This is a genomic window from Lysobacter sp. HA18 (assembly GCF_054057595.1).
Map to the genome: position 1 here is coordinate 1,667,462 of NZ_JBSRZL010000001.1, position 21,971 is coordinate 1,689,432.

The window sequence follows — 21,971 nt, forward strand, 5'->3', positions numbered from 1 at the left end:
GCGCTACGCACTGATCAACCAGCCGACATGATCTCGTCGGCAATGCGCCCAAGCGGCACTTCTCGTGAAGCGGCGCCGAGCTTTACCGCTTCGCGCGGCATTCCGTGCACTACGCACGTGGCCTCGTCCTGCGCGATGGTCGGTGCGCCGGCCTGATGCATTTCCAGAAGCCCGCGCGCGCCGTCGTCGCCCATGCCGGTCATGATCACGCCGAGGGCGTTGCGCCCTGCATGTCGCGCGACGGACCGGAACAGCACGTCCACCGATGGGCGATGACGGTTGACAGGCGGGCCATCGATCACGTGCACGAGGTAGTGCGCGCCGGAACGACGCAGTTGCATGTGGCGCCCGCCCGGTGCGATCAGCGCGAGCCCCGGAAGCATGCGGTCGCCATGACGCGCCTCGCGTACGTCAATCTCGCATAAGCCGTCAAGCCGTTGCGCCAGCGATGCGGTGAAGCGCTCCGGCATGTGCTGCACGATGGCGATGGCCGGGCATACGCGGGGCAGGGCGGTCAGCACGCGCTCGATGGCCTGCGTGCCGCCAGTCGATGCGCCGATCGCCACAATGTGTTCGGTCGTCTTCGCCATCGCGCCGCTGCTTGTCGCTGCGGGCAAGCGTCCGCGTGACGCCAAGGCCGTCATCGCCGACATCGCGGCACGCGGCCTCGCGCGTGACGCCGCGCGAACCGCCATGCACAGCTGGTCGCCCGAATCGCTGAGGAAATCCTTCAGGCCAATCGTCGGCTTGGTGATGATTTCGACCGCACCGGCCGCGAGCGCCTGCAGGCTGGTCTGCGTGCCGCTGCCGGTGAGCGTCGAGCAGATGACGACCGGTGTGGGCCGCTCGGCCATCAGCAGGCGCAGGAAGGTCAGCCCGTCCATGCGCGGCATTTCGATGTCGAGCACGATGACGTCGGGCCAGTTCGCCGCCATTTTCTGCTGCGCGAAGATCGGGTCACTGGCGGTGCCGATTACCTCGATGTCGGGCTCGGCATCGAGGATGGCCTGCACGCCCTGTCGCGCGACGGCGGAGTCGTCGACCACGAATACGCGAATGCGGCGGCCGGGCATGTCAGGCCCGCACGTAGATGGACGGCGATAGCGCTCGCACGGCCTGCGTGACGTCGCCGAGCGTTTCCGAATGGCCGACAAGCAGATGTCCGCCGGGACGCAGATGCCGCAGCACGCGCTCGACGACGCCACGTTTGGTGGCGTTGTCGAAATAGATCATCACGTTGCGCAGGAAAATCACGTCGAACTCGCCGAGTTCGGGCAGCGACGACGTCAGGTTCGCGTGCTCGAAACGCACGCGCTCGCGCAGCCGACGATTCACCAGCAGCGTGCCGGCCTGGCTGCCCGTGCCCTTCAGGCAATAACGCTCCAGCATCGGACGAGGAATGCCGCTCGTGCGCTGCAACCGGTAGTGGCCTGCACGCGCTGCCTGCACCATGCGTGCGGAGATATCCGTACCGACGACTTCCCACGGGCGCATGCCGAGCTTGCTGTCGAGCAGCATCGCGATCGAATACGCCTCTTCTCCGCTCGAACTCGCCGCGCTCCACACCCGCACGGTCCGCTCGGCCGGCAATTGCGCGACGCGCGATGCCAGGAAGTCGAAATGCGCCGCCTCGCGGAAGAAGTAGGTTTCGTTCGTTGTCAGCAGGTCGATGGCGACCTGTCGCTCGGCCGAATCGTCGAACACACGCGAGAGGTATGCGGAGAACGTGGCGTCTCCCGCCTCACGCAGCCGACGCGCCAAACGGCTCGTCACCAGCGTTTTCTTCGCGGCCGTGAGATGGATGCCGGTGGCGTCGTGCAACCAATCACGTAGACGCGCGAATTCGGCATCCGTGATCGACGGAGCAGGCGCGGCGCTCCAGCCTGCATCCGTCGTCGTGCGTTCCATGACGGCCGACATCAGGCGGCCTGTGCGCTGACGGCCGCGACGCCGGCGAGCCCGGCCATGTCCTCGACCGACAGCACGCGCTGCACGTCGAGCAACATCACGAACCCGCTACCCAGCAGCGCCATGCCGCTGATGAACTCGGTGCGGATGCGCGGGCCGAAGGCGGGCGGCGGCTCGATGCTCGACGACGCGATCTCGAGGACCTCCGATACCGCGTCGACCACCACGCCCACGTCCTGCCAGCCGCCGTCGGTCGCGATCTCAATGATCACGATGCAGGTGCGTCGGCCGAGCACCGTCGGCGCGCGACCGAAGCGCACCGACAGGTCGATCACCGGCACCACCGCGCCGCGCAGGTTGATCACGCCCCGGATGAAGCCGGGCATCATCGGCACGGTGGTGAGGCCGCCGTACTCGATGATCTCCTTGATGCCGCGGATATCGATCGCGAACATCTCCTCGCCGAGTGCGAAGGTGAGGTACTGCAGGTCGCTGCCCTCGTCGGGGCGCGCGCCGAGGAACTCCTCGGCGTTTTCAGAAACGCTCATGCGCGGCCTCCTCAGAACTCGACGAATTCGGATTCGTCCATCGGACCGGCCACTCGCACGGTCTTGCGCGGAGCGGGCTTCGCTGCGGCGGGGCGCGTCGCTTGGCGTGCGATGCGTCGGCCTTCGGCGTGCGCCTGCAGGGTGAAGAACGACATCGCCTGCTGCAGCTGTTCGGCCTGGGCGCTCATCTCCTCGGCAGTCGCCGCGAGCTCCTCGCTCGACGCCGCGTTCTGCTGCGTCACCTGGCTCAGCTGGCCCATCGCGCCGTTGATCTGGCCGACGCCGGCGGTCTGTTCCTGCGATGCGGCAGTGATTTCCTGCACGAGGTCGGAGGTCTTCAGGATCGACGGCAGCATCAGGTCGAGCAGGTCGCCCGCACGTTCCGCGAGATCGACGCTCGACGCAGACAGCTCGCCGATTTCCTGCGACGCCACTTGCGAGCGTTCCGCAAGCTTGCGCACTTCGGCTGCGACCACCGCGAAACCCTTGCCGTGCTCGCCGGCACGCGCGGCTTCGATCGCCGCGTTCAGAGCGAGCAGGTTCGTCTGGTAGGCGATGTCGTCGATGATCGCGATCTTCTTCGCGATCTGCTTCATCGCATCGACGGTGTTGCGCACGGCCTGGCTGCCCTCGGTGGCTTCCTTCGCCGCCTTGCCGGCCATGCCGTCGGTGACCTTCGCGTTGTCGGTGTTCTGCGAGATCGACGCCGACATCTGCTCGACCGAGGCACTCGTCTCTTCGACGCTCGACGCCTGTTCACTGGTCGACTGGCTGATCGACTGTGCGGTCGACGCGACCTGCTCGGCGGCGCTCGACAGGTTGTCGGCCGAGCCACGCACCTCGCCGATGATCTGCCCGAGGCGTTCGACCATCGTCTTCATCGCCGTGAGCATCTGTCCGCTCTCGTCGGTCGAATCGACGGTGATCTTCGCGGTCAGGTCGCCTTCCGACAGCTGCTGCGCAGCCTGCGCGGCCTGCAGGATGGGGCGCGAGATCATCCGTGCGATCAGTGCGGCGAGTGCGACGCCGAGTAGCAGCACGGCGATCAGGCTTGCGATGACGGCGGTACGCGTCTGCTCATACTGGCGCTGGCCCGCCGCCGCAGCATCGGTCGCGCCGCGATTGTTCAGGTCGTCATCCTTCTGCAGTGTCTCGCTGATGCGCGTGTAGAGCTGCTTCGACGGCCCGATAAGAATTTCCCTTGCCTCTTCCTGCTTGCCCGCGCGCGACAGGGCGAGAATCTTTGCCCGCAGCTCCAGGTAACTGGCCCAGTCGCTCTCGAATTGCGCGTAGAGAGCCTTTTCCTCGGGGCTGCTGATCACCTTCTCGTAGCCAGCCCGCGCCGCAGCGAGTTGCTTGCTGTAATCGGCGATCGCGCCCTCGACCTCGGTCATCTCCTGTCCGTTGGTGTCGAGGACATGCTTGAACTCCTGAATGCGGAGATTGGCGACGCCCTGCTGCACGTCCGCGAGCGTGCGGACGCTCGGGAGCCAGCTGTCGCGGATTTCTACCGAAACGGCGTTGACCTGCGCGAGGCGGCTGATGGCGAATGCGCCAAGCCCACCGGTAAGCGCGATAAGCAGGCCGAACGAAGCGAACAGCTTCGTGGCGATCTTGAGATTGCGGAACCACTGCATGGGTCGATCCTCAGGACAGTAACGGTGCGGTCGGCGCGACAGGTGTCCCGTGCTGTCGTCCGGCAAGTGAGTCAATCTCGCCGGCAACGGCGGCATCGACCAGTTCGGGAAGGTCCAGGATCAGTGCGACGTCACCGCCGCCGAGGATCGTGGACCCGCTGATACCCCGCAGGCCTGCGAACAGCGGGCCAAGCGGTTTGATAACGGTCTGGAATTCGCCGAGCAGCGCATCGACCACGATGCCCGCGCGCCGGCCGCCGCAGTCGACGACGACGACGTTCTCGCGGCGGGTGCGCGATGCACCGCTGATGCCCAACTGCTCGCGCAGCCGAAGCAGCGGAAGCGCATGGCCGCGCAGGTCGAGGTAACCGCGGTGCGGTGCGAAGCCCGCAGGCATTTCCACGCATTCGATGACGCGGTCCAGCGGCATCACGTACGCGGCATCGCCGACGCCGACGAGGAAGCCTTCGATGATGGCGAGCGTGAGCGGCAGGCGGATGCGCACGGTTGTGCCTTCACCCTGCGTGCTGTGCAGCTGGATGTCACCGCGCAGCGCGGCGATGTTGCGGCGGACCACGTCCATGCCGACGCCGCGGCCGGACAGGTTGGTCACGGTCTCTGCGGTCGAGAAGCCCGGCTCGAACACCAGCTGCAGGATGTCGTGGTCCGACAGCGTCGTGCCGTCTGCGACCAGGCCGCGCTCGCGTGCCTTCGTGAGGATGCGTGAGCGATCCATGCCTGCGCCGTCGTCGGCGATCTCGATGACAACCTGCCCGGATTCATGCGCGGCCGTAAGGCGGATGGTGCCGGTGCCGGGCTTGCCGGCTGCAAGGCGCGCGTCGCGTGATTCGAGGCCGTGGTCGGCGGCGTTTCGCACGAGATGCACGAGCGGATCGGCGAGCTTCTCGACGACGGATTTGTCGAGCTCGGTGTCTTCGCCTTCGATGCAGAGTTCGATCTCTTTGCCGAGCTCGCGGCCGATGTCGCGCACCACGCGGTGGAAGCGCGAGAACGTTTCGCCGATCGGCACCATGCGCAGTCGCAACGCGCGCTCACGGATGTCCTCCATCAGGCGCGACACCAGCGACTGCGATTCGCGCAGTGCCGTATCGCCGCTGCGCTCGGCGAGCATCGCGGCGCCAGCACCGGCGATGACGAGCTCACCTACGCGGTTGATCAGTTCGTCCAGCTGGTCCGCACGCACACGCAGGAACGTGGAGTCGGCGCATGCGGGCGCCGTGCGCGACGGTGCGGGCGAGCGACTCTCGGCCTGGCGCTCCAGTGCCGCCTGCACCACGACCGGCGCAACCACGTTGTGTTCGACGAGCAGCGTGCCGAGCGCGGGCTGCAAGCCCTCGCGCATCCCACGCTCGCGCTGTTCGGCGAGGCCGGCCTCAAGTTCCGCGCGCGTCAGCGTGCCCGCGTCGACGAGGATGTCGCCGAGTCGCGCGTCCGATTCCGGCAGGTCGCGGATGAGCTCAAGGAAATCACTGACGTGCGACTGCGGCGGCAGGATGCGCAGCTGGCTGCAGTCGGCGACGAAGTCGAATACGTCCGCGATGCGCGCCTTGTCGAGGTCCCCGCGCAGGTCGATCTCGAAGCCGAGATGACAGTCTTCAGGATTGAACCCATCAGCCGCGGGCAGCGCATCCACCGTGGTCAGCGCGACCACTTCGCCGAGCGACTCGAGGTCGCGCACGAACGACAGGGGATTGATGCCGTAACGGAAGATGTCGACGCCGAAGCGGACGGACACATGCCAGCAATCGTCGCCCCGCATCACGCCGTCGTGCTGCGCGTCGGCAGCCGGCTGCCGAGCGATCGTCGACGGGTACGCGTAAGCCGGTTCGTCGTGCTGCGCCAGCACGCGACGCAACGCCGAGTCGCGAACCATCATCTGCTCGTCGGGCTGCTCGCGACGTGCAACAAGCACGTCCACGAGGTCCGCGATGTGGTCGCAGCTCTCCTGCAGGGCGGATACAAGCGCGGCGTCGGGTTGCAGCCGTCCACTGCGCACGCGGTCGAGCAGGGATTCGACGACATGCGTGAACCCCACCAGCGGCGCGAGCCCGAACATGCCGCCCGAGCCCTTGATCGAGTGCGCGGCGCGGAACAGCCGGCTCACGAGCTCTTCGCTGTGGTCGCCGGCCTTCATCAGGCGCAGGCCCGCATCGAGGTCGCGCACGAGGTCACCCGCTTCCGCGAGGAACGTCTGCAACATGCGCTCGCGCATGCCGTTCATGCGGCCCTCCGGATCGCGGCGGGCAGGGCTTCGTTATGACGCTGCTGGCGGATCGGATGCAGGTCGACGTGCAGGCGCGCGAGCGCGAGTACCGACGCCACGGGGCGGCTGGGCTCGATGCGCTCGAACGCGAGCGCGTGTCGATCCGCCTCGCGACGCAACATGAGCAGCAGCTGCAGGCCCGCGCCGTCGACATGGGTGACGTGCGTCAGGTCGAGCGTCGCGTCACCGCATTCCAGCCAGGCGAGCAGCTCGTTGCGTGCGGACATCGCGTTCGCGATCGTCAGCTCGTCGAGCGAAATCGCTTGCGGGCTGTTCGGCGCGACGCTGTCGCGCGCTGAACTCGACGACGACATGTCATTCGTCTCGAAGGGAATCATGCGCGGCATGCGATGCCCCCACGCGGGAGAAGCAGCGGCGCGTCGTGCGATTCGCGTGAGCCGCGTAGGACATTGGCCATCGCGTCGGGCGCGATCGGGCGGCAATACAGGTAACCCTGCGCGCGATCGCAGTTCAGCGAAGCGAGGCAGGCGTGCGCGACGTCGTCCTCCACGCCCTCCGCGACGGCCGTCATGCCGAGGGTGTGCGCCATCGAGATGACCGCGCCGACGACGGCGGCATGCTGATCGCTCGCACCCAGGTCGGTGATGAAGCTGCGGTCGATCTTGAGCGTGGTGACCGGCAGGCGACGCAGCGCAGCGAGCGATGAATAGCCGACGCCGAAGTCGTCGATCGCGATGCCGACGCCGGACTCACGCAGCTCGAGCAGCAGGTCGTCCATCGCGTGATCGGCACGCGGCAGTGCGGATTCGGTGAGTTCGAGTTCGAGTGCGGTGGCTTCGACGCCGTGGCGGCAGAGCGTCGCTGCGACCAGCGCGGGCAAGTCGCGGGTCAGCTGCATTGCGGAAACGTTGACGGCGATGGTCGGCGGATCGAGCCCATCGGCTCGCCAGGACGCGATCTGCGCGATCGCCATGTCGAGCACGTTCGCGCCGAGTTCGACGATCAGCCCGGTCTCTTCGGCGAGCGGAATGAACATGTCGGGCGGCAGCAGGCCGCGCTTTGGATGGTTCCAGCGCACCAGCGCTTCCATGCCGATCACGCGGCGCGTAGCGATGTCGATCTGCGGCTGGTATGCGAGCACCAGCTCTCCGGCGGGGATACCAGCACGAAGATCGGCTTCGAGAATCACGCGATCGACGGCGCGGACGCTCATCCAGCTCGCGTACTGCTGACACATGTTGCCGCCGAGGCGCTTGGCCTTCTGCATGGCGAGTTCGGCATGTGCCGTGATTACGGGTGCGGTGATCGACTCCCCGGAACCGGACGCCATGCCCACGCTGCAGTGCATGCGAACAGGCCGGCCGTTCACGACCATCGGCGTACCCACGGCTTCGGCGAGCGACTCGCCGATTCGCGTCAGTGCGTCGACCCCATCCACGTTGCGCAGCAGCACCGCGAACTGATCGCTGTCCAAGCGCGCGACGAACGCGTCCGACGGCGCTGCGCGTCGAAGTTCGCGTGCGATCTGCACGAGTGCGATATCGCCGCCGTCCCGCCCGAACGTATGGTTGATGCGGGTCATGCGATCGGTGCCGATCGACACCACCGCTGCCTCGCTACCGCGGCTTGCTGCATCTCGAAGGGCAGTAGCGGTCTGCTCGAGAAAGGCGTTGCGGCAAGGAAGCCCGGTGAGAGCGTCGACTTCATGGGCCTGCGCGTGTTCAAGCGCCGGACGCGACGCGGGTTCGGCACGCATCTCGTCGATGTGGGCAGAAGCGCGGCGGGCGAGGGTGAGCAACGCTTGGCGTTGCGCGTCGGACAACGTGCGCGGCTCTGCCGCCAACGCACACAACGCGCCGACGATGCGTCCGTCGGACAACGTGATCGGCGCGCCGGCATAGAAACGGATGCCGAACGGCGCATGCGCGATCGGGTTCAGCGCGAAGCGCTCGTCGGCCAGAACGTCGGGAATCTCGAGCAGGCCTTCCGCACCCGCGACGTGCGCGCACAACGAGATGTGTCGCGACGTAGACGTCAGCGGGGTGCCCAACGTTGACACGAACCACTGGCGGTTCGCGCCGAGCAGTGTCACGCCTGCGGTCGGGCATCCGGTCAGCTCCGCGGTCATCGCCACGATCTCGTCGAGCTTGCTCTGCGACGCTGCGGTGTTCGCGAACTCCTCGATCCGCACCGGCTCGGCGTCGCACACGGCGCCGGCGCTTCGCTCGAGATGCTGCACGAGCAGATTGAGGTCGCTGCACTTGTCGAAGAAGGCATCGGCGCCTTCCTGCAGGCAGCGGATGCGCATCGCGTCTTCCGACTGGTTGCTCACGACGAAAACGCGCGACATCGAGCCGGCGTCGCGGATCATGCGTAGCACCTCGAGTCCGCTGCCGGGGCTCAGCGAAAGGTCGAGCAGCACGACGTCCGGCGCCTGCGACAGGATCATCGCGATCGCGTCCACCTGCGACACCGCACGCCCGACCACGTCCACCGACACGCAGTCGGCGAGCACCTCGAGCAGTGCGGCGTAAACCAGGTCGGAGTCTTCAACTATGACGACACGCATGCATCACCGCCTTCGATGGCCTGTGAGCATGCTGGGCGCGACGGCAGGTGATTCGAAGCGGCGTTCGACTGATCCGCGACGTCGCCGATTCCGACAACGCGTGTAGGCAATCGGCCTACACGCCTATTCAGGTCGGGTCGAGTAGGCCGTGCTGCACGCAGTAGCGCGCCATCTCCGCGGTGCTGCCCAAGCCCGTCTTTTCGCGAATGCGCGTGCGGTAGGTGCCGACGGTTTTCACCGACAGATGCATCGTCTCGGCGATCTCGCTTGGCGCCTTGCCGTTCGCGATCATCACCATCACGCGATGCTCCTGCGCGGAGAGCAATTCATGCGGCAGCGCGGTGACCTTCTCGCCGCTGAGCATGCCCGCGAGGCGCTCGGTGAAACCGGAACTCAGATATCGACCGCCGCTGCGCACGCGTGCGATCGCCGCGAGCAATTCGGTGGTCGCGTGTTCTTTCGTGAGGTAACCCGACGCACCGGCCTGCAGCGCACGCGCGGCATAAGCGGCTTCGTCGTGCATGCTCAGGATGAGGATGGGTGTCGCAGGCATCAGGCGCCGCAGCCGCACGAGACCTTCCAGTCCGGAACTGTCGGGCAGCGAAAGGTCCAGCAGCACGACCGACCAGTCGGGTGACGCCGCGACTTCGACGGCCGCCGCAAGCGACGTCGCTTCGGAGATCGCGGCGTCGGGCCATTCCTGGCGGATCAGGTGGGTCACGCCGAAGCGCATGACGGGATGGTCTTCGACGATCAAAACACGCAGGCTCAAGACAGCGCCTCGCTGGGAATCAGGACGGCGACACGCAACCCGCCATGCGTGCCCCGTTCCATCTGCAGCCGCCCGCCCGCGAGGGCCGCGCGTTCGGACATGCTCGCGATACCGGCGGACCCGCGACGCGGCGCGACCTGGCCATGGCCGTCGTCCTCGACAAAGAATGTGTAGCCACCGTCCGTGCGTCCGCCACCGATCCAGACGTGCGCCGCGCCGGAATGTCGGGCCACGTTCGTCAGCGCTTCTTGCACGATGCGGAACAGCTGGATGCGATGAGCGGCCGGCACGAGTTCGCCATCGGCGACCGCGACGTCGCATGCGATGCCCGATTCCTGCTCGAAACGCTCACCGCGCAGTTCGAGTGCGGCGGCGAGGCCGAGATCATCGAGCAGCGGCGGCCGCAACTCGCTCGAAATACGGCGGGCGATCGCGACGCCCTCATCGAGCGTGGACATGACGAGACGCAGGTCCGACTCGCTCATCGAGTAGCGCTTCGCCTGGTGCGAGCAGGTGAGCTTCAGCGCGGTGAACACCTGCCCGAGCTGGTCGTGCACCTCGCGCGCGAGCCGACGCCGTTCCGCTTCAATGCTGTGGTCGAGCCGCGTCGCGAATGATTCGAGCTGCGCACGCGCCTGCTCGAGTTCGTGGGTGCGCTCCATTACGCGTGCTTCAAGGTGGTGGTTCGCGCTGTACAACTCGAACTCCGCCTCGAGCCGTCGCTTGCGCTCGCGCACCAGCAGCGCCAAGCCCGCGAGAATGGCGAGGGTGCCGACCACGCCGAGCCCGATTTCGATCGACGCGGCGCGCGACATCACCGTCGCAAGTTGACGCTCGCGCTGCAGACTCTCCGCGCGAAGCAATACATCGATCTCGCCGCTCTCGCGACGGATGCGATCCATCGCAACCTTGCCGCGCTCGGCGAACTGCAGGTTGACCGTCTGGTGGCCACTGCGGCGCCAGTCGATGCTCTTCTGCACCAGTGCCAGCTTGTCGTGGATCAGCGGGCGCATGTGTTGCACATGCGCTGCAACGGCCGGCATCGTCGCGGTCTGCTTGGTGAGGTTGTCGACCAGCGCGGACTGCCGTTGCAATCCAGAATCCAGCGGTTCCAGGAACGCGGACTCGCCCGTGAGCGAAAAACCGCGTTGCCCTGTTTCGACATCGACCAGCGACGCGAGCAGCCGTGAATTGACCAGCATGCTGTCCTGCGCCTGCGCCCGGATCGCCGTCGATGCACGTACGGACTGCAGCGTGCGCGTGCTGATCACGGCGAGCGCGCCGAAAAAGACCAGGCCGGTGACCATCAGCGAAAGAGAACGACGGGTAACGGTCGGCATGCAGGACGCGGAATGAAAGCGCCCGACACGATACGACAGGTACCCGTCAATTCTCTTTCACGCGCGAGCGACTTGCGCGTCGCTCGCTGAAGCAATTCAGCTCAGCTGTTCGAGCATGTGTTCCGCAGTCGACACGCGGAACTCGCCCGGCGCTTCCACGAACAGCTGCTCGATCACGCCGTCAACGACGACCATCGCGAAACGCTTCGAGCGGATGCCCATGCCGTACGACGATGCATCGAGGTCGAGGCCGAGTGCGCGCGACAGTTCGGCGTTGCCATCAGCGACCATGCGCATGCCGTCGGGCACGCCCGCGCTTCGCATCCACGCCTGCATGACGAACGGGTCGTTCACCGCCATGCACGCGACGTCGTAACCGCGGCGGCGGAACTCGTCGAAATGTTCGACGAAGCCGGGCAGGTGGCGTTCGGAGCACGTCGGCGTGAATGCGCCGGGCACTGCGAACACGACGGACTTGCCGGTGCCGAACAGCGAATGTGTGTCGGTCTTTTCGATGCCGCTGTTCGTGATCTGCTGGACCACGACTTCGGGAATGCGGTCGCCGGGCTGTGCCATGGGGGTGCTCCTGTCGAATGTCTGAATGCAGTGTACGGCCGGCCGGTGCGGGCAGTGCGAGGACTTGAAACGCATCGCGTTGCCACTAGTTATCGCGGCAGAGCGGCAGCGCCGCGATTCAACGATGAGGACATCGCCATGAGCCTGAATCAGTATCCGCAGCAGCGTCCGGGCCCGCAGCTCCAGGACGAGTTCAAGCAGTTCTTCGAGCGCTTCTTCAACCTCAACGAGGCCGGCAACGACGAGTCATCGGTGGTAACCAGCCAGTGGGCGCCGCGCGTGGACATCGTCGAAGAGCCGAACCGCTTCGTGATCTTCGCCGACCTGCCCGGCGTCGATCCGCAGGACGTCGAAGTGCTGATGGACAAGGGCATCCTGTCCATCCGTGGCGAGCGCAAGAGCGAGATCAACGCGCAGACCGGCCGCTATTCGCGGGTCGAGCGTCGCTACGGCGGTTTCCATCGCCGCTTCGCGCTGCCCGACAGCGCCGACGCGGAGGGCATCACCGCCAGCGGTCGCAATGGCGTGCTGGAGATCAGCATCCCGAAGCGTCCGGAAACCACGCCGCGCCGCATCCAGGTCGGCGCCGGTGCGCAGGGCGAGGCGACGCGCCAGTAAGCGCGTGAGTGATCGCACCGCGCGACGCCGCAACACGGCGTCGTCCCGGAGCGCCCACTACACTGACGGCCCGCCGGCGTCGCCTGCGGGCCGTTTCTGTTTCGACGATCAGCGGAGCGCTGGATGCAGTTCAAGGACTACTACGAGATCCTCGGTGTCGAGCCGACCGCGGGCGATGCCGAGATCAAGACCGCGTATCGCCGGCTGGCGCGCAAGTACCACCCCGACGTCAGCAAGGAAAAGGACGCCGAGGACCACTTCAAGTCGGTGAACGAGGCCTACGAGGCGCTGCGCGACCCCGCGAAGCGCAAGGCCTACGACCAGCTGCGGTCTCGCGGCTATCGTCCGGGCGATGACGTGCAGCCGGGCCCGCAGGGCTATGGCGACTTCGGCGGAGGCGGCGTCGACTTCGACGAAATCTTCGCTGGCGGCGGCGCAGGCGGCGGTTTCAGCGACTTCTTCGAAGGGCTGTTCGGACAGGCACGACGTGGCGGCGTCGGCGGACGTCCCGGTCCCGGCATGGGTCGCGGCCCGGCACCGCGCAGCGATACGCGTGCGAAGCTGGCCGTCGCGCTGGAGTCGGTCTACGAGGGCCGATCGGTGCGCATCAGCGTCAACGGCCGCACGCTCGACGTGCGCGTGCCCAAGGGCGTGCGCGAGGGACAGGTGATCCGGCTCGCGGGGCAGGGCTCGTCCGGCGGCGACCTACTGCTGGAAGTCGAGTACGCCGCGCATCCGAATTTCGAAGTCGACGGCCGCAACGTCATCCATGTGGTGCAGGTCGCGCCTTGGGATGCAGCGCTCGGTGCGACAGTGAGCGTGCCGACGCTGGGCGGCAACGTCGAGCTGCGCATCCCGCCGAACTCGGATGCCGGGCGCAAGCTGCGTCTGCGCGGTCGCGGCTTGCCGGGTGATCCGCCGGGGGATCAGATCGTCGAGCTCGAAGTCACCGCGCCGCGCCCGCAGTCCGTCGGGCAGATCCAGGCGTACGAAGCACTGCGTGACGCGTTCGACGGCGTACGTGCCTGACGTTGCCGACGCACCATCGTCCACAAAAAAGGCCGCGCACTGCGCGGCCTTTTCTTTCGAAGCGAAACCCGATCAGCCCGGCATGAGCTGGCCGATTACTTCCGCAAGATCGTTGTCGTTGAAGGGCTTGGTGATGTACGCCTTCGCGCCCTGGCGCAGGCCCCACATGCGGTCGGTGTCCTGATCCTTCGTCGTCACCAGCACTACCGGGATGTGCTTGGTGGTGGGCTCGCGCGAAATCGCGCGCGTGGCTTGAAAGCCGTTGAGGTTCGGCATCACCACGTCCATCAGGATGAGGTCCGGCAGTTCGCGCTTGGCGGCTTCGACGCCGGCCGCGCCGTCTTCGGCGGTGAGGGCTTCATGCCCGAGCTTCTCCACGAGGCGGCGGATGCCCATCAGCTGGGAGGGCGAGTCGTCGACGATCAGGATGCGGGCCATGGTGTGCTCTCGGGAATTGACGCGATTCTAACGGGCCGGCGTATCAGGTCGGCAAGCTCACAGGCGAACCAGTGTCCTGCCGAACGATCCGCCGGCCAGCATGCCGTCGAAAACGCCGGCCAAGCCGTCGAGATCGACCTCGCGAGTCAGGATGCGATCGAGGTGCGCCGGCTTCCAGTCCGTCGCCAGGTGCGCCCAGACGCGCTCGCGGATCGCGCGCGCCGTGCCGGCCGACGCCACGCCCAATAGAGACACGCCGCGGATGATGAAGGGCATCACGGTGGTCGGCAGGTCGTGCGAGGCCGCGAGGCCGGCGGTCGCGACGTTGCCGTAGGGCGCGGTCTGCGCGAGCAGGCTGGCGAGCATCGGCCCGCCGACGTTGTCGAGACCGCCGCCGAAGCGCGCGCTTTCCATGGGGCGCTTGGTCGCCAGCGTCTCGCGCGGCAGGACGTCGGTGGCGCCGAGTTCGCGCAGGTAGTCCGCGTGTTCGGGTTTGCCGCTGACCGCATGCACCTCGAAACCGGCGCGGGTAAAGATATCGACGGCCAGCGATCCGACGCCGCCGGTCGCACCGGTCACGGCAAGCGGGCCGTGCTCTGGCGTCTGCCCGTTCTCGAGCATCCGGTACAGGCCGAGCGCGGCAGTGAATCCCGCGGTGCCGAGGATCATCGCCTCGCGCAGGTCGAGGCCCGCGGGAAGCGGAATCGCCCATTCCGCTTCGATGCGCGCGTATTCGCCGTAGCCGCCGTCCCGCGTCTCGGAAAGTCCGCTACCGGTAACCAGCACGGCATCGCCTTCGCGATAACGCGGGTCGCGGCTTTCGACAACATGCCCCGCGACGTCGATTCCGCCCACCAGCGGCGCGCGGCGCAGGATCTTGCCTTTGCCGGTGCCCGCTAGCGCGTCCTTGTAGTTCACCGACGAATACGCGGTGCGAATGACGACTTCGCCGGGCGAGACGTGGTCGAGCGAAATCGTTTCGACGCCAGCGCGATAACCGCGATCGTCGTCGTGGATGCGGAAGGCGCGGAAGCTGCTCGGGCTCATCGTCGTTCTCGTATCGTGCTCAGCGGATTTCGCGGCGACGCTTTTCGTCCATCCACTTGTCGGCCTGCGCGGGCTTGTACGCGCGCATCCAGTCGAGCATCGCGTTCATGTCGTCGCCGTGCCACAGGTCGGTGCGCTGCTCGGGATGCAGGAAGCGTTCGGCGACCATGCGATCGAGCATCGACATCAGCGGCGCGTAGAAGCCGTCGATGTCGAGGAACGCGCACGGCCGATCGCCGAGGCCCAGCTGTCGCCACGTCAGCATCTCGAACATTTCGTCGAGCGTGCCGAAGCCGCCGGGCAGGGCGACGAATGCATCCGACAGGTCGAACATGCGCGCCTTGCGCGTATGCATGTCGGCGACGACTTCCAGCTTGGTCAGGCCGCGATGCGCGACTTCCCAGTTCACGAGCTGCTCGGGAATCACGCCGATCACTTCGCCGCCGGCTTCGAGCGCCGCATCGGCGACAACACCCATCAGCCCGACGTTGCCACCGCCGTACACGACGGCGATGCCGTCCTGCGCAAGACGACGACCGAGCGCAGCCGCGCGTTCGGCATAGATCGGACGGTTGCCGGCATTGGAGCCGCAGTACACGCATACGGAACGCAGTTGACGCATCAGTCGTTGTTCTCCATCAGCACGATGCCGGACATCCGGCGCATCGCGTCGCGCTTCTCGCGCGGTTGAAAGGTCGAGAGCATTTTCCACAGCGGCGCGAACGGCACCGTGCGATTGAGTCGCAGCGATTCGTCCCATGACGAGCGGAATTCGCGTTCCTGCCAGCCCATCGGTGCGAAAAACGCAGTGCCTTCGGCCGGGCCGAAGCGGAACGGCGCATTGCCCGCAGCGAGTTTCTTGTCGAGGTGACGCGTGTAGCGCTGCAGCAGCAGCGGCGACGCGAGATCGGTCAGCCACCAGCGTGCATGCGCGACGTCGTGCAGGTCGCGGGCGAGGGCGGCGACATCGTCAGGTTCGAGATAGACGAGCAGGCCTTCGGTGATGACGAGCACCGGACCGGTCGCTGCAGCGTCGGCGAATAATGCGCGTCGGATCTCGGCATCGCGCAGGTCGGCGGTGTGAAACTCGACCTGGCAGCGCGGCGTTTCGCCGGCCATCGCGTCGCGGAAGTAGGCGAGCATGTCGGGAAGGTCGACGTGCATCCAGCGCAGGTCGGCCGGCAGGTCGAGCCGATACGGGCGTGCGTCGAGTCCGGCCGCGAGGTTCAGCACCACGCGCGCGCCTTCGCGGACGCAGCGCATCACGATCTCGTCCATCACCGCGGTGCGCACAATCATCGGCCATGCCATCATGCGGCCGCGCGGCATGTCGCGAACGATCGCTTCGCCGCGTTCGCCGCCGAGGCGACGTGCATAGGGATCGCGGAAGATCGCGTCGCTGCGCTCGCTTTCCATCGCGCGGTAGATCGCGACCCAGCGTGCGGTGTCGGAGACGTTGCGGACGGGCGTTGTGTCGGTCATGCCGGACTCCCGAAACGACGAAGCCGCCATCATCGCAGGATGACGGCGGCCCCGGTGTCGCGCGATCGAAAGGTCAGTTGGCCTTGTGGATCGCGCGCTTGTGGACGGCCATGGCGGCGTCGTGCACGGCTTCCGACAGCGACGGATGCGCGTGGCAGATGCGGGCGAGGTCGTCGGCGGAGCCCTTGAACTCCATCGTCAGCACGCCTTCGTGCACCAGCTCCGAGACGTTCGCGCCGACGAGGTGCATGCCGAGCACCGTGTCGGTTTCCGCATGCGCGAGCACCTTCACGAAGCCTGCCGGTTCGGCCATCGCCACCGCGCGACCGACGGCCGCGAACGGGAAACTGCCGGCCTTGTACGGAATGCCTTCCGCCTTCAGCTGCTCTTCGGTCTTGCCGACCCAGGCGATCTCGGGCTCGGTGTAGATGACCCACGGAATCGTGTCGAAGTTGACGTGGCCCGGCAGGCCGGCGATGAGTTCGGCGACCGCGATGCCTTCCTCGAAGCCCTTGTGCGCAAGCATCGGCCCGCGCACGCAGTCGCCGACGGCCCACACGCCATCGACGCCGGTGTAGCAGTGCTCGTCCACGGTGATCTGGCCGCGCTCGTTGACCTGCACGCCGGTACCGTCGGCCAGCAGCCCCTTGGTCGCTGCACGACGACCGACCGCGACGAGCAGCTTGTCGACGACGATTTCCTGCGCCGCGCCCTTGTCGTCGGTGTAGCTCACGTGCACGCCGTCGGCCTTGACCTCGGTGTTCGACACCTTGCAGCCGAGTCGGATGTCGAGGCCCTGCTTCTTGAACTCGCGCGCGGCGACCTTGCTGGCTTCGCCATCGGCCGCCGAGAGGAACGTCGGCATGCCTTCGAGGATCGTGACCTGCGCGCCGAGGCGGTTCCACACGCTGCCGAGTTCGAGGCCGATCACGCCGGCACCGATCACGCCGAAGCGCTTTGGCACTTCGGTGAAATCGAGCGCGCCGACGTTGTCGACGATGTGCTCGCCGAACTTCGCGAACGGCAGTTCGATCGAATCCGAACCGGCGGCGATGATGACGTTCGTACCCTTCAGCTCGACGGTGCTGCCGTCATGCTGCTTCACGATGACGACATTGCCCGGCTGCAGCTGGCCGAAGCCGTAGAACGCGGTGATCTTGTTCGCCTTGAACAGCGCCGCAATGCCGCCGGTGAACTGTTTGACGATCTTGTCCTTGCGGCCAACCATCGTGCCGACGTCGATCTTCTCGTTCGAGAACGAAATGCCGTGCTGGTCGAAGATGTGGTGCATGTTCCAGAACTGGCGCGATGAGTCGAGCAGCGCCTTGGACGGAATGCAGCCCACGCGAAGGCACGTGCCGCCGAGCGCCGGCTGGCCGTCCTTGCCGAGCGCCGCGTCGATGCACGCGGTCTTGAGGCCGAGTTGCGCGGCGCGGATGGCGGCGTGGTAGCCCGCGGGGCCGGCGCCGATGACGACGACGTCGAATTGCTGCTGTTCGCTCATCTCAAATGATCCTTGTTCGCTGGACGCAAAAGCCCCGCACTCGGCGGGGCCCGGCGGGCATTACATGCCCAGCAGCATGCGGTGCGGGTTCTCGAGCTGGTTCTTGATGTCGACCAGGAACAGCACCGCGTCCTTGCCGTCGATGATGCGGTGGTCGTAGCTCAGCGCGATGTACATCATCGGCGCGGCGACAACCTGGCCGTTCTCGACGATCGCGCGCTCCTTGATCGCGTGCATGCCCAGGATGGCGGACTGCGGCGGGTTGACGATCGGCGTCGACATCAGCGAACCGAACGTGCCGCCATTGGTGATCGTGAACGTGCCGCCCTGCAGGTCGTCGAGGCCGAGCTTGCCGTCGCGCGCCTTCTTGGCGTAGTCGGCGATGCCCTTCTCGATGTCCGCGAACGACATGCGCTCGACGTTGCGCAGCACCGGCGTCACCAGGCCCTTGTCGGTCGACACCGCGATCGAGATGTCGGCATAGCCGTGATAGATCACGTCGTTGCCGTCGACCGACGCGTTGACGATCGGATGGCGCTGCAGCGCGTTCGCCGCGGCCTTGGCGAAGAAGCTCATGAAACCGAGCTTGATGCCGTTCGCCTTGACGAAGTCGTCCTGCAACTCCGTGCGCATCGCCATGACCTTGGCGAGGTTGACCTCGTTGAACGAGGTCAGCATCGCAATGGAATTCTTCGACTGCATCAGGCGTTCCGCGATGCGCGTACGCATGCGCGTCATCGGCACGCGCTCTTCCGGACGCGCGCCACCCGCGGCGCCGACGCCACCGGACTTCGCGTAGTTGACGATGTCTTCCTTGGTCACCGAACCGCGGCGACCGGTGCCGGACACATCGGCCGCATTGACGCCCGACGTTTCGGCGGCGAAGCGCGCGCCCGGCGGCAGCTGCGCATTCGACTGTCCGGCGGTCGCGCCCGGCGCAGGCTGCTGCGGTGCGGACTTCGGCATCACCGGCTGCGCTTCGTTCGTCGTCGCGGCGTCGTTCTTCGCGTCGATGACCTTGTCGGCCTTCGACTCGGTCGCGGCCGGAGCTGCAGGTGCGGCTGCAGCGGCACCAGCTTCGACGATCGCAATGACCTGCTCGCTGTTCACCGTCGCGCCGGTGTCGAACTTGATTTCCTTGAGCACGCCATCGACCGGCGAGGGCACTTCGAGCACGACCTTGTCAGTTTCGAGGTCGACGAGGTTCTCGTCGCGCTTGACCGCGTCGCCGGGCTTCTTGTGCCAGGTGGCGATGGTGGCGTCCGAGACCGACTCGGGCAGCACGGGAACCTTGATTTCGGTGCTCATGGAAAAGCGTCCTTGAGAAATAGGAGATGCGGCGAAGCGTCGGGCGTGGCGTCGAAGGATTACTCCTCCGACACCTCGCCGTTGAGCGGATTGACCAGCGCGTCGGCGATCAGCTGCTGCTGTTCGCGCACGTGGTCGGCGAAATGGCCGGCAGCCGGCGAGGGCGAGCGCGAACGGCCCGCGTAATGAATCGCCTGCTTCGCGCCGAGGCATGCAACGAGGTGATGACGGATCTGGTACCACGCGCCCTGGTTCATGGGCTCTTCCTGGCACCACACCACGTCCTTCGCCGAATACTGCGCGAGTGCAGCCTTGAGCTCGTTGCGCGGGAACGGATAGAGCTGCTCGATGCGGATCAGCGCAACGTCGTCGGCACCGCGCTTCTGCATGTCTTCCAGCAGGTCGTAGTAGACCTTGCCGCCGCAGAGGACGACGCGCTTGGCCTTCTTCGGCGTGGTGACCGCATCCGGGATCAGCTTCTGGAAGCCGCCCGACGCGAGATCGTCCATCGTCGACACCGCGAGCTTGTGGCGCAGCAGCGACTTCGGCGTCATCACCACCAGCGGCTTGCGCGTGGTCATGAGCATCTGGCGGCGGATCATGTGGTACGCCTGCGCCGGCGTGGTCGGCGTGCAGACGATCATGTTGTCCAGCGCGCACAGCTGCAGGTAACGCTCGAGGCGAGCGGAGCTGTGCTCGGGCCCTTGGCCTTCATAACCGTGCGGCAGGAACAGCGCGAGTCCGCAGAGGCGGCCCCACTTGGCTTCGCCGGACGACAGGAACTGGTCGATGACCACCTGCGCGCCGTTCGCGAAGTCGCCGAACTGGCCTTCCCAGATATCGAGCGTCATCGGGTCGGCGGTGGAATAGCCGTACTCGAACGCCATCACCGCTTCCTCGCTCAGCAGCGAGTCGATGATCGCGACGTCGTTCGGATTGCTCGCCAGCTCACGCAGCGGCAGGTAGTACTCGTCGGTCTTCTGGTCGTGCAGGATCGCGTGGCGGTGGAAGAACGTGCCGCGGCCGCAGTCCTGGCCGACGAGGCGCAGCTTGTAGCCCTGGTCGACGATCGTCGCGTACGCGAGGTTCTCGGCGAAGCCCCAGTCACCCGGCAGCTCGCCGGCCGTCATCTTGCGGCGGTCGTCGTAGATCTTCGCCACGCGCGGGTGCAGCGTGATGCGCTCGGGCACGTTGTTGATCGACGTCGCGAGCTTGAGCAGCTCGGCGCGATCGAACGTGGTGTCGACCGGCTCGGTCACCTTGCCGGCGATGAACTTGGTCCAGTCCGGAATGAACTCGTCCGGCGTCACGTCGACGACGTCTGCGGTGACTTCGCCCGCGTCCATCTTCGCGCGATAGCCGTCAACCATCGCCTGCGCGTCGGCGTCGCTGATCACGCCTTCGCCGACGAGGCGCTTGGCGTACATCTCGCGCGGCGTCGCGTGCTTGCGGATCACCTGGTACATCAGCGGCTGCGTGGCCGCCGGCTCATCGGCCTCGTTGTGGCCGTGGCGGCGATAGCAGACGAGATCGATCACCACGTCCTTGCCGAAGGTATTGCGGAAGTCGAGCGCGAGTTCGCCGCAGAACAGCACGGCGTCCGGATCGTCGCCGTTCACGTGCAGCACCGGCGCGCCGACCATCTTCGAGACGTCGGTGCAGTACAGCGTCGAACGCGCGTCCTGACGCTCGCTGGTGGTGAAGCCGACCTGGTTGTTGATGACGATGTGCACCGTGCCGCCGACCGCGAAACCGCGCGCCTGCGACATCTGGAACAGCTCCATCACCACGCCCTGGCCTGCGAACGCGGCGTCGCCGTGCATGAGCACCGGCAGCACCTGCTTGCGGCCTTCGTCGCCGCGACGCGTCTGGCGCGAACGTGCGCTGCCGGCGACCACGGGATCGACGATTTCGAGATGCGACGGGTTGAACGCGAGCGCGAGATGCACCGGGCCGCCGGGCGTGCCGATGTCGGCCGAAAAACCCATGTGGTACTTGACGTCGCCCTGGTGGGCGAGGTCGCTGTGCACGTGTTCGAACTTGCCTTCGAACTCGTTGAACAGGTCGCGCGGCGGCTTGCCGAGCGTATTGACTAGCACGTTGAGGCGGCCACGGTGGGCCATGCCCATCACGACCTCCTTCGCGCCCTGCGAACCGGCGCGACGCACCATGTCGTCGAGCAGCGGAATCAGCGAGTCGCCGCCTTCGAGCGAGAAGCGCTTCTGGCCGACGTACTTGGTGCCGAGGTAGCGCTCCAGGCCGTCCGCGGCGGTCAGGCGCTCGAGCACGCGCTTACGCTCGTCCGCGCTCCGCGCGTAGCGGCCGCCGGCCTTTTCCATGCGCTCGTAGATCCAGCGACGCTGGTCCGACTCGGCGATGTGCATGAACTCGGCGCCGACGGTGCCGGTGTAGGTGCGCTTGAGCAGGTCGACGAGGTCGCCCAGCTTCATGCGGTCCTTGCCGCCCACGCCGCCCGTGCTGAATTCGGCCGACAGGTCCTTGTCGGACAGGCCGTGGAAGGCGAGTTCGAGGTCCGGCGCCGGCGGCATCTTCTCGAGGCCGAGCGGATCGAGCTCCGCCGCGAGATGGCCCCGCGAACGGTAGGCGATGATCAGCTTGCCGACCGCGCGCTGGCGCTCATCGGCCTCGCTGCCGCCACCCGCGATCGCGCCGCGCGCGGCCTGTCGACCGGCTTCGGCGATCGACTCGAGGACGGCCGAATGCGGCACCTCGGTGGTCGAGCCGCTCTTCACACCATCGAAGTAGGCCTTCCATTTCGGGTCGACGCTGTCCGGTGCGACCAGGTACTGCTCGTACAGATCCTCGACGTAGGCGGCGTTCGCGCCGAGTTGGGAGGTCTGGGCAAACTGCTTCAGAAGGCTATCCACGATGGCGGTGGCGTCTGGCTCGGCGGGAAGAGGGTATGACGCGCCGCATGTCGCGATCGGGC

Annotated in this window: 19 protein-coding genes; 2 read left to right on the forward strand and 17 right to left on the reverse strand. The window is 66.6% G+C overall.

The window, feature by feature from the left end; translation table 11 throughout:
• Positions 1 to 14: 14 nt before the first annotated feature.
• From ACVWWW_RS08395 to ACVWWW_RS08440, 10 genes are all read right to left on the reverse strand, one after another.
• Positions 15 to 1,073, reverse strand: coding sequence for a protein-glutamate methylesterase/protein-glutamine glutaminase (locus ACVWWW_RS08395; protein WP_027083009.1), 1,059 nt, complete (start codon positions 1,071 to 1,073; stop codon positions 15 to 17).
• A 1-nt stretch (position 1,074) separates the two neighbouring features.
• The gene (locus ACVWWW_RS08400; RefSeq protein ID WP_081672084.1) at positions 1,075 to 1,920 is read right to left on the reverse strand and encodes a CheR family methyltransferase; all 846 of its coding nucleotides are present in this window, start codon (positions 1,918 to 1,920) and stop codon (positions 1,075 to 1,077) included.
• Complete coding sequence (locus tag ACVWWW_RS08405; protein WP_081672086.1) at positions 1,920 to 2,456, reverse strand: chemotaxis protein CheW; 537 nt, start codon at positions 2,454 to 2,456, stop codon at positions 1,920 to 1,922. The genes ACVWWW_RS08400 and ACVWWW_RS08405 overlap by 1 nt, the downstream gene beginning before the upstream one ends.
• Before the next feature lie 11 nt (positions 2,457 to 2,467).
• A complete protein-coding gene (locus ACVWWW_RS08410) occupies positions 2,468 to 4,093 on the reverse strand; it encodes a methyl-accepting chemotaxis protein (RefSeq protein ID WP_027083011.1) in 1,626 nt (541 codons plus the stop codon).
• 10 nt (positions 4,094 to 4,103) lie between these two features.
• The gene (locus ACVWWW_RS08415) at positions 4,104 to 6,335 is read right to left on the reverse strand and encodes a chemotaxis protein CheA (RefSeq protein ID WP_027083012.1); all 2,232 of its coding nucleotides are present in this window, start codon (positions 6,333 to 6,335) and stop codon (positions 4,104 to 4,106) included.
• A complete protein-coding gene (locus ACVWWW_RS08420) occupies positions 6,332 to 6,715 on the reverse strand; it encodes an STAS domain-containing protein (RefSeq protein WP_456998673.1) in 384 nt (127 codons plus the stop codon). The genes ACVWWW_RS08415 and ACVWWW_RS08420 overlap by 4 nt, the downstream gene beginning before the upstream one ends.
• A complete protein-coding gene (locus ACVWWW_RS08425; RefSeq protein ID WP_051235125.1) occupies positions 6,712 to 8,907 on the reverse strand; it encodes an EAL domain-containing protein in 2,196 nt (731 codons plus the stop codon). The genes ACVWWW_RS08420 and ACVWWW_RS08425 overlap by 4 nt, the downstream gene beginning before the upstream one ends.
• A gap of 127 nt (positions 8,908 to 9,034) precedes the next feature.
• Positions 9,035 to 9,679 (reverse strand): response regulator transcription factor, encoded by a 645-nt coding sequence (locus ACVWWW_RS08430; RefSeq protein ID WP_196804363.1) that lies wholly within the window; start codon positions 9,677 to 9,679, stop codon positions 9,035 to 9,037.
• A complete protein-coding gene (locus tag ACVWWW_RS08435; protein ID WP_081672088.1) occupies positions 9,676 to 11,019 on the reverse strand; it encodes a sensor histidine kinase in 1,344 nt (447 codons plus the stop codon). The genes ACVWWW_RS08430 and ACVWWW_RS08435 overlap by 4 nt, the downstream gene beginning before the upstream one ends.
• Positions 11,020 to 11,115: 96 nt before the next feature.
• On the reverse strand, positions 11,116 to 11,595 hold the full coding sequence (locus tag ACVWWW_RS08440) for a peroxiredoxin family protein (protein WP_027083015.1): 480 nt from the start codon (positions 11,593 to 11,595) through the stop codon (positions 11,116 to 11,118).
• Between the two features lie 138 nt (positions 11,596 to 11,733).
• On the opposite strand from ACVWWW_RS08440, the gene ACVWWW_RS08445 reads away from it, so the two are divergent.
• Together ACVWWW_RS08445 and ACVWWW_RS08450 are read left to right on the forward strand one after the other, a co-directional pair.
• Positions 11,734 to 12,213: an Hsp20/alpha crystallin family protein gene (locus ACVWWW_RS08445; protein WP_027083016.1), complete on the forward strand. Its 480-nt coding sequence runs from the start codon at positions 11,734 to 11,736 to the stop codon at positions 12,211 to 12,213.
• 123 nt (positions 12,214 to 12,336) lie between these two features.
• A complete protein-coding gene (locus ACVWWW_RS08450; protein WP_027083017.1) occupies positions 12,337 to 13,242 on the forward strand; it encodes a DnaJ C-terminal domain-containing protein in 906 nt (301 codons plus the stop codon).
• A gap of 72 nt (positions 13,243 to 13,314) precedes the next feature.
• Here the strand turns inward: ACVWWW_RS08450 and ACVWWW_RS08455 are convergent, their stop codons facing one another.
• The 7 genes from ACVWWW_RS08455 to ACVWWW_RS08485 all read right to left on the reverse strand — a co-directional run bounded on the left by ACVWWW_RS08455 (position 13,315) and on the right by ACVWWW_RS08485 (position 21,909).
• Positions 13,315 to 13,680, reverse strand: coding sequence for a response regulator (locus ACVWWW_RS08455; RefSeq protein ID WP_027083018.1), 366 nt, complete (start codon positions 13,678 to 13,680; stop codon positions 13,315 to 13,317).
• A 57-nt stretch (positions 13,681 to 13,737) separates the two neighbouring features.
• Positions 13,738 to 14,727: a YhdH/YhfP family quinone oxidoreductase gene (locus ACVWWW_RS08460; protein WP_027083019.1), complete on the reverse strand. Its 990-nt coding sequence runs from the start codon at positions 14,725 to 14,727 to the stop codon at positions 13,738 to 13,740.
• A 19-nt stretch (positions 14,728 to 14,746) separates the two neighbouring features.
• A complete protein-coding gene (locus ACVWWW_RS08465; protein WP_027083020.1) occupies positions 14,747 to 15,340 on the reverse strand; it encodes a TIGR00730 family Rossman fold protein in 594 nt (197 codons plus the stop codon).
• An 8-nt stretch (positions 15,341 to 15,348) separates the two neighbouring features.
• Complete coding sequence (locus tag ACVWWW_RS08470) at positions 15,349 to 16,209, reverse strand: SAM-dependent methyltransferase (protein WP_027083021.1); 861 nt, start codon at positions 16,207 to 16,209, stop codon at positions 15,349 to 15,351.
• A gap of 73 nt (positions 16,210 to 16,282) precedes the next feature.
• A complete protein-coding gene (gene lpdA, locus ACVWWW_RS08475) occupies positions 16,283 to 17,713 on the reverse strand; it encodes a dihydrolipoyl dehydrogenase (RefSeq protein ID WP_027083022.1) in 1,431 nt (476 codons plus the stop codon).
• A gap of 60 nt (positions 17,714 to 17,773) precedes the next feature.
• Positions 17,774 to 19,021 (reverse strand): dihydrolipoyllysine-residue succinyltransferase, encoded by a 1,248-nt coding sequence (gene sucB / locus ACVWWW_RS08480; RefSeq protein ID WP_027083023.1) that lies wholly within the window; start codon positions 19,019 to 19,021, stop codon positions 17,774 to 17,776.
• Between the two features lie 59 nt (positions 19,022 to 19,080).
• Entirely contained in the window at positions 19,081 to 21,909 is a 2,829-nt protein-coding gene (locus ACVWWW_RS08485; RefSeq protein WP_027083024.1) for a 2-oxoglutarate dehydrogenase E1 component, read from the reverse strand.
• Between the last annotated feature and the right edge of the window lie 62 nt (positions 21,910 to 21,971).